Origin of the sequence: Clostridium beijerinckii (assembly GCF_036699995.1) — a bacterium.
Classification (GTDB): Bacteria; Bacillota; Clostridia; order Clostridiales; family Clostridiaceae; genus Clostridium; species Clostridium helianthi.
Genome location: NZ_CP144906.1, coordinates 4,691,754 through 4,707,640, shown reverse-complemented (window position 1 = coordinate 4,707,640; position 15,887 = coordinate 4,691,754). Strand labels below are relative to the sequence as shown.

Here is a 15,887-nt window from a genome sequence, read left to right as displayed (position 1 = left end):
AATCAGAATCTATATTTATAGTTAGATTATATTCAATATGCCTTATACCAGTATAAAGTTATTTATTACACACATAATAAAATAAATGATTTAAGAAATAAATATTAAATTTAATGTGTTTTTTATATATAGAAAATGACTATGAAGGCAAAGTCTTTGCAAAGTATTATGAAAATAATTTTATTTTCGTAGGAAACTTAAGTATCGAGATGCCAGGAAGAGCAGGAAGCTATTTGATAAATCAGCGGAGGATAAAAATGAGAAATTCTAAAAAGATATTAGTATTAGGTACTACTATAATTATGATAACAAATTTGCTACTAAATTTTAATAAAGTAGCTGCTGATTCTAAATTAACAATTGCTGAAGGAAGGCCAGTAAGAGCAAGCGTATTATTACATACTTTAGATGACCCATACACAGTTTTACTTAAGCAAAGTTTTGAAGAAATTCAGAAAAATAATCCGGGTAATATTGAATTTACTTTTTATGACTGCAAGAATGATCAATCACTACAAAACAGAAATGTTAATTCAATACTTAATGCAGGAAATGCAGATATTATATTACTGAATCTAGTAGATCCAACAGGAGTAGGGACAATTGTAGATAGAGTTAAAGAAAAAAATGTACCGTTAGGTTTATTCAATATAGAACCACTAAATATGGAACCCGTAAAATCCTATGGCAAAGCTTATTTTGTTGGAACAAATCCAGCAGAAGCAGGAATACTGCAAGGAGAGATTCTCGCCAACTTATGGAATAAAGATAAAAAAATTATTGATAAAAATGGAGATAATATAATGCAATATGTTATGCTAATGGGACCACGCGACAACTTAGAGGCAATTGGAAGAACAAAATATTCTGTTTTATCAATCAATGATGCAGGAATTAAGACGGAAGAAATTGCTTTGAGAGTTTGTAATTGGGAAGAAAATTTAGCTAAAGATGCTATTGAGGCATTATTCTTATCGAATGCAAATAAAATTGAAGTTATAATTTCTAATAATGATGCTATGGCAATAGGTGCAATTGAGGCATTGCAAAAGTATGGATATAATAGTGGAGATAAAAATAGGACAATACCAATTGTTGGTGTAGATGGGATACCGAAAGCGATACAGCTCATTAATCAAGGAATTATGACTGGATCTGTTCCTCAAGATGCAGCTAGCATGGCAGAAGCGACTTATCTTATAGGAATGAATTTGGTTAATGGTAGACCTCCACTTGATGGAACTTCGTATAAGTTTGATGATACAGGAGTTTCAGTACGTATTCCTTACAAAGGATATATAAGTAATGATAATATCTAATTAAGCTGATTAAATAACTTATAATAAAAAATATGGAGGATTAACATAAGATGACTAAAAAAATAACTACCATAATTATTATCATGATTGCAGCAGCTGTGCTAATAAGTATTAATCAAAGTAATATTATGGCGAGTTCAAGAATTGCTGAAGGAAAGCCTATTAAAGCAGCTGTACTATTATATAGATTTGATGACGCTTATATTTCTTTAGTTCGTGAAAATCTAGAAAAAATACAAAAAGAGAACCAAGGAAATATTGAATTTATTTTTTATGATGGGAAGAATGATCAATCTATACAGGATAAAGATATTGATAATTTAATTGAAAAGCAAGATGTTGATCTTTTGTTGATAAATCTAGTCAAGACAACGAGTACGCAGTCGGTTATTAATAAAGTAAAAGGAATTAATATTCCAGTAATTCTATTTAATAGGGAACCAGTTGCGATAGATTCTGTAAGATCTTATAATAAAGCTTGCTATATAGGAACAGAGGCTGAGGAAGCCGGATTATTACAAGGAAAAGTTATTATAAATGCATGGAATAAAAATAAAACCGCAATGGATAAAAATAAAGATGATATACTTCAATATGTCATGTTAATGGGGGAACAAAATAATTTAGAGGCAATTAAAAGAACAAAATACTCTATATTAAAAATTAATAATTCAGGGATAAAGACTCAAGAAGTTGCATTAAGGGTTTGTGATTGGAATGAGGAAGAAGCTAGGAATGTTACTAAAACATTGCTTTTGCAGTATGGAAATAAAATTGAGGCTATAATTGCGAATAATGATTCTATGGCTATAGGTGCAATTAAAGCATTGCAAGAATATGGCTATAATAAGGGCGGTAAGACTCCTAATATAGCGGTGGTAGGCGTTGATGCAATACCAGAAGCACAGGAATTAATTAAACAAGGAATAATGACAGGGTCTGTTCTACAGGATCCTTATGAATTAGCTAAAGCCCTCTACAGTGTTGGAATTAATTTGGTTTCTAATAAAAACCCGCTTTATGACACAGAATATAAATTTGATCAGACAGGAGTTTCAATTCGCTTGCCTTATCATGAATACATGGGTAAGTAAGAATTAAAAGATATATAAAATAACTTTACAATCAAACCAAGTTAACTTAATATTAAGTTAATAAAAAAAACGTATTATATTATTAGATTTACGAGGAGTGGGGCTAAAATGAGTAAATTAGAAGAAATAATAAAGTATAATGAAAGTTTTGTGGGGAACAAAGATTATCAGGAATATGTAACAACTAAGATACCTAAGAAAAAGATGGCGATATTATCATGTATGGATACAAGATTAACAGAATTGTTGCCTAAAGCTATGAATATCAAAAATGGGGATGCAAAAATAATAAAAGATGCAGGAGCAACAGTTATGCACCCATTTGGTGGCGTAATGAGAAGTATATTAGTTGCAGTATATGAATTTGGAGCAGAAGATGTTTTTGTAATAGGACATCATGGTTGTGGGATGAGTAATTTAAACACAAAAAAACTTGTTGATAAAATGTTAGATAGAGGAATTAAGGAAGAAACGCTCTCTACTTTAAATAACGCAGGAGTTAACGTTGAGAGATGGCTTCATGGTTTTGAATCTGTTGAGGAATCAATAAAAGAAAGTGTTAAAATGATAAAAGATCATCCTCTTTTACCTAACGACGTAAGGGTACATGGTCTCATTATGAGTCCTGAAACTGGAGAATTAGAAATTATAGTAAATGGAGATATTAAAGACGCAAACTAAAGGTATGGCGAAACGCTAGATATCTAGAGTGAACTTAAAGTTATATATGTAAATACCGAAAGGAAGGTCATGCATTTATTCCAGGTTGCTAGAGTATTTAATTGCGAATTTCCAATAGAAGAAGTTGCATCATTTCTGCATGATCCCGAGGCAAGCTCGTGACAAGCAATAAATGAAACAACTTCTGCTAAGGAAATATCTACAGTTAAATACTCAATGCAACACTTCCACAAAAGCATGACCTTCCTTTCTAGTGTGTATTGTAATTGAAAATATAAGCTTTAATTTAGGTTCTTTCTATATCTAGGCGCGAATACTTAGAAATCAATATGGTGGATTGCGATTTAGTAACTTATTTGTATGAGTTATCAAATCTATAGTGTTAATAAATACTCGATAATTTTAGAATTAAACATTGAACGATATGTAGGAGTAAAAATTACCTATCCTATATGCGGTGGGCAGAATTCCTTGCCTGGCATGGGATAATTAGGGTGTTTTGAGTGTGTTCTTTCATATGATTAATTTGCTAACAATAGAAATATAAAAATATTTGCTTGAGTATAGATTTACTTTAATTTACTACTAAATTAGAAATGGAATATATGTTTTTGCACAGTGTTCATAAGAAGATTTTGCTGGCTGTAATTCTAGATTATAAGTTGTTCCAAATGTGCTTGTTCAAAGCGTCGTCTTTGAAGCAAGCACTTTGGATGCAACTTATAATTGTAGAATTACCCAGTAAAATCTTCAGGGAACCGGAGCAAACACATATATTCCATTTCGTCTTTTGGGCAGTAAAATTAAATTGTCCTCAATACTTGCAAGTATTTTTATATTTCACCCGATTAGCAATACTTACCTTATGCAGAATGTAAATTATATTTTGGTTTCTAGTATGTGCTTCCAATATCTTTTAGGCATCATTCTACATTGAAGTTTAAGATTTTTTCGCTCTTCTATAGTAGTAGCTTTAAAATACGTTTTCCAAAGGTCTGTATATTCATCGTTGTGAAATTTTAGTTTTTCATAAGTTTCCATATCCATATCTATTATTTCATAAAAATTTGTATTATATATTAAAGCCTTTTGTCTAGAAATATCGTTTATAATAAAATATTCCCTAGGAAATCTATTTTTAAAATGATCTCCAATAATCTCTAAAATGTCATTATCTGGTTCAATAGAAGAGTATAAAAGTTTCTCTTCTATTTGATTAAATCTAATAAATCCTTCAAATCTATGACATTCATTTAAAACTTTTTTTGTAATGTTATCTACAAGTCTTATTACATCTACATTTAAAAAATCGTGAACATCTGGTCCGAGTTTAAAGGCTACCTTTAAATAATTAAATATTATTATTCCTTTGTCCTCATAATTACTTAAAAATGCAAAGTATATTTTTTTTAATGAGAGGAAGTTAATTTTATTTATAATGGCATTTTTTACTTTTTTGAACTTATTAATATCAGTAGAAATTTCAACTATATTCCCTAGTAAAAGGGGAGTATTTGTCTGGCTTTTTCCATATATAGATGTTGGAGGTGATCCGTTTGAGTAAAAAGCATCATATATGGAAGTTAATAGGCCTTCAAAGGTATCATCATATAAATATATTTTCATAATCAAAACTCTCCAGTTAAAGAAGTAATTTTATCACCTAATGTTAATATATTTGATTTAGGAATTATATTATTTAAAGAGTTTTCATTTTTTATAGGTGATATATGTGATAAAGAAATATTATCTTTTGGTAATATAATTCCAGAAGGAAGTTTTACATCATTAAATGAAATATTATCAAAAAACGATATTTGATTAGGATTTATACTATTGCTTTTAGAAATATCTTGTTCTAGAAGTTTATTCTTTATTTTAATAGTATCAAAAAGAACATCTCCATGATATTTTCCGTTACAGGTAATAAAATATTTAGCTCTTTTAAGAACAACTCTTAAATTTCTCAAATCATCAAAGGTTAAATTATGAACTCTTCTTATTTTTAAAATCTTTTTAGCAGAAGTAACACCTATACCGGGCACTCGTAATAGCTTTTCATAAGAAACTTTGTTAATTTCAACAGGAAATTCATTTAAATTGGATAATGCCCAATATGTTTTTGGGTCAAAATTTAAATCAAAGTTATCATCATCATTCTTCAAGAGCTCATTAGCTTTAAATCCATAATATCTAAGAAGCCAATCGGCTTGATAAAGTCTATGTTCTCTAAGCATTGGTGGATGCGTAATGTCAGGAAGCAGGTTATTGTCCTTAATTACAGGGACATAAGCAGAGTAGTACACTCTCTTTAGACTATATTTATTGTAAAGAGCTTCAGAGAGTTTAAGGATTTTTCCATCACTTTCAGGAGTTGCGCCAACAATTAATTGAGTACTTTGACCACCTGGTACAAACAATGGTGTACTTTTTATGCTTTTTTTCATTTCGCTATAATTAATTATTGAATTTTTTATAGTTTTCATAGGTTGTAAAATTTTTTCTTTACTTTTTTGAGGTGCTAAAAGTTTAAGACTATTGCTAGAAGGAAGTTCTATATTAACGCTCATTCTATCTACATACTTTCCAGCTTCCTCAATTAAAGCATTATCAGCTCCAGGTATAGCTTTTAGATGAATATAGCCATTAAATTTATTTTCCATTCGAAGTTTTTTCACAGTTTTGAGTAGAAGTTCCATAGTATAATTAGGATTATAAATAACAGCAGAACTTAAGAAGAGACCCTCTATATAATTACGCCTGTAAAAATTAATAGCAAGACTGCATATTTCATCAGGAGTAAAGGTTACTCTTAAAAAATCTCCAGATGATCCATTAATGCAATATTTACAATCAAAAATACAATCATTTGAAAATAATATTTTAAGAAGAGAAATGCAACGTCCATCAGGAGTAAAGCTGTGACAAATACCAGCTTCTGAAGCATTTCCTATTCCATTTTTAGCATTCTGTCTCTTTGAGCCAGAAGATGAACAAGAGACATCATATTTTGCGGCATTAGATAATATTTTTAATTTTTCCATTAAATCCATTTTGATTACACTTCCTTATAAAATGAAACTTTAAAATTAAAATATATGCTCTGACAAAACTTGAATGGTATATTGGAATTTAGTTTTTGTATTTTTGCATTAACTAAGCACGTAGGGAATAGAATTTTAAAGTTAAATTAATTATCATAAAATGTACACGCTCTAAAAAATTAATTCATCGAAGTTTATTTTAAAATATAAGATAATAAAAAAATAGATAATTTTATAATTATTGAATCATATTATTTAAAACATATACAAATAGAAAAAGAACATATATTCGTTAAAAATATTATATACGAATATATGTTCTGTGGCAATGGATTCATTTTAAAGTTTTGATAAAAAAACTAAAATAAAAAGTTGAATTCCGTATGTAAGAGTAAATTCTATGTAAATAGAATTGAATTAAAAACTTATTTATGATTAAATTAAAAAAATAATGCTTTGGTATATGTTACATTAAAAATAATCAGTAACTATAACAAATGCATTATTTATTTTAATAAATATATTAAATAGAGGTTACAGTATCGCGCTCAATTAAAGTATTCATAAGAATAATTCTCTTGCTGCAAGAATTATCACATTCTATTTTTTCTAATAGCAGTGTTGCTGCATTTGAGCCAAGAAGAAACATGTTTTGATCTATAGTAGTTAACTTAGGTTCTACAAATTTACTCAAATCTATATTATCGAATCCCATAATAGATAATTTATCTGGTACATCTATATTTAGTTTTTTGCAAGCGTTAAGTACACCAACAGCCATAAGGTCATTGCAGGCAAGAACTGCAGTTGCAGTAGATGCTTTAAGGACATTTAGAAATATATTAACAGTGTTATCAACAGTCTCACTACTATTTCCATTTCCTATGTTGATAATATTTTGTGGATTAAAATTATTTAAATCATCCATTATTTCTGTATAAACTTTTTCCTTTACGTCATAAGAATAACTATCTTTTCCTCTAACAAATAGTATATCTTTGTGATTTTTTTCTAATAAATAATTTAAAGCCATACTTGCACCCATAGCTTCATCATTTACAACAGATGAAATATTTGTGGACACGGAATGTCCATTAACAAAAACAATGGGAGTTTGTTTCGAAATATTATGAAAAAATTTAGATTTAATATTTTCTGTATTTGGGTCAATAACTATTATGCCAGATACATTCCTAGATAATAAATTGTTAACGCATAATTTTTCTTCTTCACTATCATTATTACTACATGCTAGCACTAAAGACAAATTATTTGCTTTTAAGCTGCTTTCAATCCCGTTTATAACTTCTGGGAAAAACATATTATTGATACTAGGAACAACAACACCTATAGTAGCTGACTTCTGCTTAGTAAGCTCACGTGCTTGCATATTAGGAATATATTTAAGTTCTTCTATTACTTCAAGTACTCTTTTTCTTGTTTCTTCTTTCACTGGATAATTACCATTCATTACCCTTGAAACAGTCGCAACAGATACATTAGCTTTTTTAGCTACATCTACTATGGTTAATTTCATAATTATTCCACCTTATAATATATTTATAAATTTATCAAAGGCAGCAAATCCTTTTTCATTTCTTTTAAATACTCCAGAGTGACATAATACTTCTAAGAATTTAAATCCAACTTCTTCTTTTAGAATAGAATCAACGTTTTCTTGAGATATATTAGAGTATTTTTCTAGAAGATATTTATACCAATCAGAATGTTTTGCCACCATTTCATCATCTAAAATGTTGTCTTTTCTATTAATTAAGTATTCCTTTAAGACATTTAATTCTTCTTTTAATCTTGCAGGAAGAACTGCAAGTCCCATGACTTCTATAAGTCCTATATTTTCTTTTTTAATATGATGAACTTCACTATGAGGATGGAAAATACCAAGAGGGTGCTCAGTACTTGTTCTATTATTCCTTAAGACTAAATCTATTTCATATTTATTATTCCTTTTTCTTGCAATAGGAGTAATAGTATTATGCGGTTCATCCATTGTATGACTTAATATGTTTACAGATTCATCTGAGTAGCTTCTCCATGAGGTTAAAATATGGTCAGCTAAATCTAATAATTTATCTTTATCATTACTTGAAAGCCTAACAACAGACATAGGCCATTTGACTCTACCTATTTCAACATCTTCATAATTTTTAACAGAATAGTTTTTTTCTATTGGAGCTTTTTCCATAGCAAATGTGTAGTGACCACCTTGATAATGATCATGAGATAGTATTGATCCTCCAACTATAGGTAAATCAGCGTTAGATCCAGCAAAGTAATGAGGTAGTATATCAGTAAAAATCAATAAATTCCTAAAAGTATCCTTATTAATTTTCATAGGTATATGTTCGCTATTTAGAATTATACAATGCTCATTATAATAAGTATAAGGGGAATACTGCAAGAAATATTTTTGTTTATCAAAATCCAAAGGTATAATTCTATGAGTCTGTCTGGCAGGATGATTTATATGACCATAAAATCCTTCATTTTCTTTACATAATAAACATTTAGGATATGAACTAGATTTAATTAATTTAGCTTTTGCTATATCCCTAGGATCTTTTTCTGGTTTTGATAAATTAATTGTTATATCTAAGTCTCCATATTCCGTTGGTGCTTTCCAGATTATGTTCTTATCAATTCTATCTTTTCGAATATAGTTAGAAGAAATGCTTAAATCATAATAGTACTCAGTAGCTTTAGTTGGAGATATATTATATAAATTATTAAAATTATTTATAACCTCAGAAGGTCTTGGCATTACGCAGTTCATAATTAAAGTATCAAATAAGTCTCTTTCAGTTACTGTATTTTCTATTAAATTATTTTCACATGCGTAGTCTAAGATATTTTCTAAGATAGGAGTTGGAGTTTCTAAAGTTTCATCAACTTCACAAACTTCAAATTCATTTAAGTTTAATACTCCAAGAATCATATTGGTTGAGTAAATTATATCATCATTATTTATAAGATTTTTTTTCAATGCAAAGTTTATAAGTCTACTTATTTCATGATTTATATTTATCATGCTAAAACCTCCTCAATTTTAACAAAAGGTATTAATCTAAGACATATCTAAAAAATAAGTCCATGTTAGTTTATTTCATAGACTTATCTTTTTCTATGTCTAGGTGGCGGAAACTTGAACCATATAAGTTTTTAGGTTGGCTCTAGTTTCCCAAGATAAATTTTAAAATTCTATATGATTTTACTATTTGTCATCATATCCGTTAGGATTATTCTTGTGCCATGTCCAAGCTGTTTTGATTATAGCTTTTACATCAGTATATTTAGGAGTCCAGCCTAGAATCTTTTGAGCTTTTTCATTAGAAGCTATTAATCTTGCAGGATCACCAGCACGCCTTTCGCCCACAACAACTTTAATTTCTTCACTAGTTGCTTCTTTAGCTGAATCAATCATTTCTTTAACGCTAAAGCCAATTCCATTACCTAGATTGAAGATGTTACTTTCATTTCCGCTTTGTAGATACTCAACAGCTTTTATATGTGCGTCTGCTAAGTCTAGTACATGAATATAATCTCTTATACAAGTACCATCAGGAGTATCATAATCTTCTCCAAAAACAGTTATAGCTTCTCTTTTTCCAAGTGGAACTTGAAGTATTAGAGGTATTAAGTGACTTTCAGGAGAGTGATCCTCACCGATGCTTCCATCTTCTAGTGCACCAGCTGCATTAAAGTATCTTAAAGAAACGTAATTTATTCCGTTAGCTTTGCTAACCCATTTCATCATTTTTTCCATAGTCAGCTTTGTTTCACCATAGGTATTAGTTGGATTTGTTTCATCATCTTCAGAGATAGGAATTTTCTTTGGTTCTCCATATACTGCTGCAGTTGAAGAAAAAACTATATTCTTAATATCATGTTTTACCATGCTTTCAAGTAATATTTGCATACCATATACATTATTATTGAAATATAGTAGAGGTTTTACCATACTTTCGCCAACTAAAGAATTAGCAGCAAAATGTATAATAGCATCAATTTTATTTTCAGAAAAAACTTTATCTAAAAATTCAGAATCTCTTATATCACCTTTATAAAATTTTGCTTTTGGATTCACAGCTTTCATATGACCTGATTGTAAATTATCAACTATTATTACGTCTTTATTTTGTTTTATAAGTTCATGAACTGTATGAGAGCCGATATATCCAGCACCACCACAAACTAATATTGACATATTAACATCTCCCTTATTTTTATTGATTTGGTTTAAAGACTTACACTTTAAATTTAAACTAAATCTCTCTTATAATCAACTTAATAAAATCTTAAGTAGTAAATATTTTATCCAATTTTTCTTGTTCCATCTGAAATGCTAACTACATAGAAGCTGGGTTCATAGCCGATTTTGCTTGTATATTCAGCTTTAACTTTTTCTACAAATGAATCTATGCAGTCTTCTTTAACAATATTAACTGTGCAGCCTCCAAAACCAGCGCCTGTCATACGAGCTCCAATTACACCTTCACTCTCCCAAGCAAGAGAAACTAAAGTATCTAGCTCTATTCCAGTAACTTCATAATCATCTCTTAGAGAAATGTGAGAATCATTCATGAGTTTTCCGAATAGAGTTAAATCATTTTCTTCTAGAGCTTTTACAGCTTTTAATGTTCTTCTATTTTCATATACTGCATGTTTTGCTCTTTTGGCTTTAATAGGATCTGAAATACAAGATTTAACTTCTTCAAATTCTTCTTCTGTAAGTTCACCTAAAGCATTTATATTCTTAACTTTCTGTATTTCAGCTAAGGCAGTTTCACATTCACTTCGTCTTTCATTGTACTTAGAGTCAGCTAGACCACGTTTTTTATTAGTATTAGCAATTACTATCTTATAGCCATCCATAGCAATAGTGCTGTATGAATATTTTAAGGTATTACAATCTAAAAGAATTGCGCAATTTTCTTTTCCCATACCAATAGCGAATTGATCCATTATTCCACAGTTTACACCGATAAATTTATTTTCAGCTTCTTGACACATTTTTACTATATCAACCATGTCGATATTTAAATTGAACAAATCATTTAATATAGTTCCCATCAAAACTTCTATTGAAGCAGAAGAGGACAATCCAGAACCATTTGGAATATTTCCATAGAAAAGTATTTCAAATCCGTTAGGAATATTATAACCATGATCTTCAAAAGTTTTAATTACACCTTTAGGATAATTGGCCCAATCATGTTGTTTTTCATATATCATATTCTCTAAACTAAATTCTAAAATTCCTAATTCTTTAAAGTTTAAAGAGTTAACTAATACATTTTTATCTTCTCTTTGTCTAACTAAAGCATAAGTTCCAATAGTAAGAGCGCAAGGAAAGACATTACCTCCATTGTAATCAGTATGTTCTCCAATTAAATTAACTCTTCCAGGTGAAAAGAAAACACTTTCAGCATCTTTTGCAAATAATCTTGTGAAATCACTTTTTAATACATTAATATTCTCCATATTTAATACCTCCCTTTTAATTTAATAGTAAGCGATTACTATTAAAAAGTAAAGAGGTAATTAAGAAAATTTAGAATTTTTTAGATATATACAAAATCTGTGGATATACTCCATGGATGAAGGCTTAATGGGACAAGATGGAGAAGCTTAATCTTTCGTGAAAAAGATTACAAATAATAATTATTTCTGAAGTGATTATTTGAAAATATATAAATCTAGAATATTTTTATAGAAAAGGCTTACTGTTATAAAATTTAATAGGTAGCCTAAATTTTAAGCTACCTATTAGAATGTCCACTATTTTTTTGAATGGGAATGCCTATTTGAATTGTTGTTCATATTGTTCATCATGTTATTCATATTATTCATATTATTCATAGGCATATTGCCCTGATTTCCCATTAGCATACTTAATAAGGAATTAATATCGTTCATATTTCCCATATTATTCATATTTGGACCATTGCTATTCATATTATTTGCATTATTCATGTTAGAGTTGTTATTTGGATTATTAAATGGAGAACCGTTAGATCCGCCCATATTTCCCATCAACATGTTCATTAATGGATTTCCATTCATAGGGTTCATGCCGCCACCCATGCCACCCATAAGCATGTTCAATAAAGGATTACCACCCATTTGATTTGGATTACTGCCACCATTTTGGTTAGGCATCATGGGATTTCTAAATCCGCCACCCATTCCATTAAAAAGGGAACTGAGTATCATACTTAATAAAGGATTCATTTTACCACCTTTTTGTTAATTGCTTTATTATAGTTTATTACAGAGGCATATAAAAGGATACTAAAATTTAATCTATAATAAAATATATATATGTTGCAATTCACAATGCGCAACGCACATTGCACAATTCACAATTGCAACTAAAATTATTGCAATATTTTTAGAATTATCATGAAGAATCATTTTTGAAATATATATATTAATGAAAGAAAATATTTTATGTTTAGAATACAGAATAAAAGAGGAAAAAATGAATAAAATAAACACAAGAACGAGGGCTGAGAACTGTAATCTTAGTTCTTTTTTATGTTTGTTTATGAAATATAAAGACAGCTAGAGAATATAAGCTAAGGAACTTAGGAGAATTTTATGAGAATCGGAGAACTGGAGATAGCAATAATAGATATAATTACATTTACGGGAATATTAATAACTCTTTTAACAGGAGTGCTTAATTTATTTCAAAACAAGAAAACTCTTTACATAAATAATATTACAAGATTTAGAGTCATATGGATAACTACATTAAGAACGCATATTGCAAGCTTGAAAGAGCTAAGCAATATAACTAACTTATATATTAGAACTAAAGATGGAAGTAATAAGATTGAATATAGAAGAGAGTTAGATAAAATAGTATCGTTGATTAAAATGCATTTGAATTTTACAGGAAAACTAGATATTGAGCTAATATTAAAAGTAGAAGAATTAAAAGCTACACTTAATAGTTATTTATTAATATATTATTGTAAAAATGCAATAAAATCTGCAGAAAGAAATGAAGATATAACAACGAAATTTTATGAAGCTATAGATGTGATAAGTGAAAAAAAAATATTAAAGGAATTTTTGGTTATGGCAAATAGTTATAAGAATGTTGAAAATAAAAATAATATAAATTTATTAAATTTACTAGAACTTAAAAATGAAGTTAAATCTGCATACAGCGATGAGTTACAATTAATAAATAATATAGTTGAAAAAAGCGATTATATAGTAAGTAATTATGAAAATGAAATTGAAAGCCTAAATAGAGATATAGATGAGCTTGTGCAAATATGTTTAAAAGCTGAGTGGATTAGATGTAAGGTAGAAACTAGAATATGGCCGTATAATAAATATGATGAAGAAAGAGTAATTACTAAGCTAAAGGATGAATATAAAAACATTAGACATAAAATGCAGACTTATAAATAGTAAGTCTGCATTTATAAAGCTGGATAGTAAATTTACATTTAAAAATGCTAGTAAGAAGGATCTTGCATTGGGATTAGAATTTAGAAATTTAAGTATAATATATATAATTTTATAACTTAAATCCTAATAATATTGATTATAAATTTTCATAGTGATATTATTTTTATTAACATGGATATAATTTCATATATAGAAATAAATGTTAATAAAAATAATTTTATATACATATGTTAAGGGGGCTATATAATATGGAAGAAAAAATTAATAGACAAAAGGCATGGGACGCACTTTGTAAGTATAATAAAAGTGATGCACTCAGAAAACATGGACTAGCAGTAGAGGGGGCAATGAGACATTTTGCTAAACTCTATAATGAAGATGAGGATGTATGGGGCATAATTGGATTACTTCATGATATAGATTATGAAATGTATCCAGATAAGCATTGTGCTAAATCTCAAGAAATAATGAGAGAAGAAGGATTTCCGGAGAGTTATATAAGAGCAGTTGCATCTCATGGATATGGAATAGTAAATGAAATAAAACCTGAAAGCAATGCTGAGAAGGTACTTTATACAATAGATGAACTTACAGGTCTTATAGGGGCAGCTGCATTAATGAGACCATCTAAAAGCGTAATGGATCTAGAAGTTAAATCTGTTAAGAAAAAATTTAAGACTAAAGGATTTGCGGCAGGAGTAGACAGAAATGTAATATTAAATGGTTGCAAGATGATAGATATGGAATTAGACAAGGTTATAGAAAATACAATTTTAGGAATGAGAAATGTAGCAGGAGAAATTGGACTATAGCATGCTCCAACTTTCAGTTTGACAAGCTAAAATGGAACAACCTACAGCTAAGAACATTTAACAGCTAATTTTCAAATATTTTCTTCATAGTTATGACCCTTGTGGTTACAAATATATTTATGATTTCTAGTGAAGATATGAACTTGAATTTTTAGAAACCTTGTGGATATATTCATTTAATAAGTACGACTCTTGAATTGGATATCTATAGTTAATAAGATACATTATTAAAATTAGGAGAATTTTTATGATTAAAAATATAATATTTGATCTTGGAAATGTTATTTTAGATTTTCAACCAAAGATATATGTAAGATCAAAAATTGATGAAGAAAAAGTAGAAGAAATATATAAATGTATATTTCAGAGTGATGAATGGCCAATGCTTGATAGAGGAACAATTTGTGAAGAAGATGCTAAAAGAAATATAATTAGTAGAAATACTGAAAGTGAAGAGTTAATTAATAAAGTCTTTGAAAACTGGTACGATATATTGACTCCAATAGAAAGTAGCGTTGATATATTAAAAAAATTAAAGCAAAAAGGTTATAAAATTTATTATCTATCTAATTTTCATCTAGCAGCTTTTGAACATATAAATAATAAATACGACTTATTTAAATTATTTGAAGGAGGAGTAGTTTCTTATAAAGAGAAATTACTTAAACCTGAAAAAGAAATTTATGAGAAGATACTATATAGATATAATTTAGAACCAGGTGAAACGCTATTTATAGATGATATGGAGCAAAATATCGAAGCTGCTATTAAGCTTGGGCTAAAAGGAATAGTATTAAAAGAGCCAAGGAAACTGGAAGATGAATTACAAAAATTTGATATCAATATTTAAATATTAAATAATAGAATGCATTAAAGTATTTTTATTGGACAATATAACACTAAAGGTTTTTAGAATAGGCATATAAAAGAAAATATAATAAAAATACTGACTTGCTATATTTTAATTATTCAGCAAGTGTATTTTAAAAAATTAAAAAACAGGGTTTAGAAATATATCCATATGCTTATCTAGAAAATAGGAGGTGTTTGTATGGAGGATAAATATAATGTATCTTCAATGGGATTAACATATGACTTTATTCATAATGCTGCTGTAGCAAATACTGACATAAAGTTAAGTGATAACGAAGATTCACAGTCAAATGTGGAAAAAAGCTCTATAAAGGCTATAATAAAGCATTCGGGTGAGATAACAGGATATGAACTTTCAAATGGAGAGAGAATAACCAAAGAAAGAGGCGTGGAGTTAGCTAAAGATGGAGCTATATCTGGAGTATCTGTATCAACATCAAGAAAAGGTGAGGAATATTTAAGGAGCTTAAGAGATGATGATGAGTCAAACAATTTAAGCGCCTTACCAGTAGTAGAAGAATAAAATACTTTTTTTAATAAAATTTGCTTAAAAACTCTATGAAATATGTTACTATTAAAATAAAGAAAGAATATTTTTAACTAGAAAACTCATAT

14 protein-coding genes are annotated in these 15,887 nt (G+C 28.6%); 7 read left to right on the top strand and 7 right to left on the bottom strand.

Going from position 1 to position 15,887, the window contains the following annotated elements; all coding sequences use genetic code 11:
* Positions 1–257 precede the first annotated feature (257 nt).
* The 3 genes from PZA12_RS21540 to PZA12_RS21530 all read left to right on the top strand — a co-directional run bounded on the left by PZA12_RS21540 (position 258) and on the right by PZA12_RS21530 (position 3,094).
* A complete protein-coding gene (locus tag PZA12_RS21540) occupies positions 258–1,319 on the top strand; it encodes a galactose ABC transporter substrate-binding protein (RefSeq protein ID WP_103697619.1) in 1,062 nt (353 codons plus the stop codon).
* Between the two features lie 50 nt (positions 1,320–1,369).
* A complete protein-coding gene (locus tag PZA12_RS21535; protein WP_103697618.1) occupies positions 1,370–2,413 on the top strand; it encodes a galactose ABC transporter substrate-binding protein in 1,044 nt (347 codons plus the stop codon).
* 108 nt (positions 2,414–2,521) lie between these two features.
* Positions 2,522–3,094 (top strand): beta-class carbonic anhydrase, encoded by a 573-nt coding sequence (locus tag PZA12_RS21530; RefSeq protein WP_017212599.1) that lies wholly within the window; start codon positions 2,522–2,524, stop codon positions 3,092–3,094.
* An 879-nt stretch (positions 3,095–3,973) separates the two neighbouring features.
* Here the strand turns inward: PZA12_RS21530 and PZA12_RS21525 are convergent.
* From PZA12_RS21525 to PZA12_RS21495, 7 genes are all read right to left on the bottom strand, one after another.
* Complete coding sequence (locus PZA12_RS21525; RefSeq protein ID WP_103697617.1) at positions 3,974–4,720, bottom strand: TIGR03915 family putative DNA repair protein; 747 nt, start codon at positions 4,718–4,720, stop codon at positions 3,974–3,976.
* A 2-nt stretch (positions 4,721–4,722) separates the two neighbouring features.
* On the bottom strand, positions 4,723–6,147 hold the full coding sequence (locus PZA12_RS21520) for a putative DNA modification/repair radical SAM protein (protein WP_103697616.1): 1,425 nt from the start codon (positions 6,145–6,147) through the stop codon (positions 4,723–4,725).
* Between the two features lie 514 nt (positions 6,148–6,661).
* The gene (locus tag PZA12_RS21515) at positions 6,662–7,675 is read right to left on the bottom strand and encodes a LacI family DNA-binding transcriptional regulator (RefSeq protein WP_103697615.1); all 1,014 of its coding nucleotides are present in this window, start codon (positions 7,673–7,675) and stop codon (positions 6,662–6,664) included.
* A 12-nt stretch (positions 7,676–7,687) separates the two neighbouring features.
* Positions 7,688–9,187: a UDP-glucose--hexose-1-phosphate uridylyltransferase gene (gene galT, locus PZA12_RS21510; RefSeq protein WP_077840566.1), complete on the bottom strand. Its 1,500-nt coding sequence runs from the start codon at positions 9,185–9,187 to the stop codon at positions 7,688–7,690.
* Between the two features lie 183 nt (positions 9,188–9,370).
* The gene (gene galE / locus PZA12_RS21505; protein WP_103697614.1) at positions 9,371–10,363 is read right to left on the bottom strand and encodes a UDP-glucose 4-epimerase GalE; all 993 of its coding nucleotides are present in this window, start codon (positions 10,361–10,363) and stop codon (positions 9,371–9,373) included.
* Between the two features lie 107 nt (positions 10,364–10,470).
* Entirely contained in the window at positions 10,471–11,640 is a 1,170-nt protein-coding gene (locus PZA12_RS21500; protein WP_103697613.1) for a galactokinase, read from the bottom strand.
* 297 nt (positions 11,641–11,937) lie between these two features.
* A complete protein-coding gene (locus tag PZA12_RS21495; protein WP_103697612.1) occupies positions 11,938–12,390 on the bottom strand; it encodes an RNA-binding protein in 453 nt (150 codons plus the stop codon).
* Between the two features lie 369 nt (positions 12,391–12,759).
* On the opposite strand from PZA12_RS21495, the gene PZA12_RS21490 reads away from it, so the two are divergent.
* The 4 genes from PZA12_RS21490 (at position 12,760) to PZA12_RS21475 (ending at position 15,795) form a co-directional block, all read left to right on the top strand.
* Positions 12,760–13,587 carry a hypothetical protein gene (locus PZA12_RS21490; protein WP_023973596.1) on the top strand — a complete coding sequence of 276 codons (828 nt, stop codon included), beginning with the start codon at positions 12,760–12,762 and terminating at the stop codon, positions 13,585–13,587.
* Positions 13,588–13,835: 248 nt separating this feature from the next.
* The gene (locus PZA12_RS21485; protein WP_103697611.1) at positions 13,836–14,399 is read left to right on the top strand and encodes an HDIG domain-containing metalloprotein; all 564 of its coding nucleotides are present in this window, start codon (positions 13,836–13,838) and stop codon (positions 14,397–14,399) included.
* 247 nt (positions 14,400–14,646) lie between these two features.
* On the top strand, positions 14,647–15,249 hold the full coding sequence (locus tag PZA12_RS21480; RefSeq protein WP_103697610.1) for an HAD family hydrolase: 603 nt from the start codon (positions 14,647–14,649) through the stop codon (positions 15,247–15,249).
* 201 nt (positions 15,250–15,450) lie between these two features.
* Positions 15,451–15,795 (top strand): DUF3892 domain-containing protein, encoded by a 345-nt coding sequence (locus PZA12_RS21475; RefSeq protein WP_017212590.1) that lies wholly within the window; start codon positions 15,451–15,453, stop codon positions 15,793–15,795.
* Positions 15,796–15,887: the final 92 nt, after the last annotated feature.

Excerpts from the sequence above, each read along its gene's own strand:
- PZA12_RS21480 (WP_103697610.1), top strand. The coding sequence starts at position 14,647 with ATGATTAAAAATATAATATTTGATCTTGGAAATGTTATTTTAGATTTT.
- PZA12_RS21535 (WP_103697618.1), top strand. The coding sequence starts at position 1,370 with ATGACTAAAAAAATAACTACCATAATTATTATCATGATTGCAGCAGCT.
- PZA12_RS21530 (WP_017212599.1), top strand. The coding sequence starts at position 2,522 with ATGAGTAAATTAGAAGAAATAATAAAGTATAATGAAAGTTTTGTGGGG.
- PZA12_RS21500 (WP_103697613.1), bottom strand. The coding sequence starts at position 11,640 with ATGGAGAATATTAATGTATTAAAAAGTGATTTCACAAGATTATTTGCA.
- PZA12_RS21540 (WP_103697619.1), top strand. The coding sequence starts at position 258 with ATGAGAAATTCTAAAAAGATATTAGTATTAGGTACTACTATAATTATG.
- PZA12_RS21475 (WP_017212590.1), top strand. The coding sequence starts at position 15,451 with ATGGAGGATAAATATAATGTATCTTCAATGGGATTAACATATGACTTT.
- galT (WP_077840566.1), bottom strand. The coding sequence starts at position 9,187 with ATGATAAATATAAATCATGAAATAAGTAGACTTATAAACTTTGCATTG.
- galE (WP_103697614.1), bottom strand. The coding sequence starts at position 10,363 with ATGTCAATATTAGTTTGTGGTGGTGCTGGATATATCGGCTCTCATACA.
- PZA12_RS21490 (WP_023973596.1), top strand. The coding sequence starts at position 12,760 with ATGAGAATCGGAGAACTGGAGATAGCAATAATAGATATAATTACATTT.
- PZA12_RS21520 (WP_103697616.1), bottom strand. The coding sequence starts at position 6,147 with ATGGATTTAATGGAAAAATTAAAAATATTATCTAATGCCGCAAAATAT.
- PZA12_RS21485 (WP_103697611.1), top strand. The coding sequence starts at position 13,836 with ATGGAAGAAAAAATTAATAGACAAAAGGCATGGGACGCACTTTGTAAG.
- PZA12_RS21515 (WP_103697615.1), bottom strand. The coding sequence starts at position 7,675 with ATGAAATTAACCATAGTAGATGTAGCTAAAAAAGCTAATGTATCTGTT.
- PZA12_RS21495 (WP_103697612.1), bottom strand. The coding sequence starts at position 12,390 with ATGAATCCTTTATTAAGTATGATACTCAGTTCCCTTTTTAATGGAATG.
- PZA12_RS21525 (WP_103697617.1), bottom strand. The coding sequence starts at position 4,720 with ATGAAAATATATTTATATGATGATACCTTTGAAGGCCTATTAACTTCC.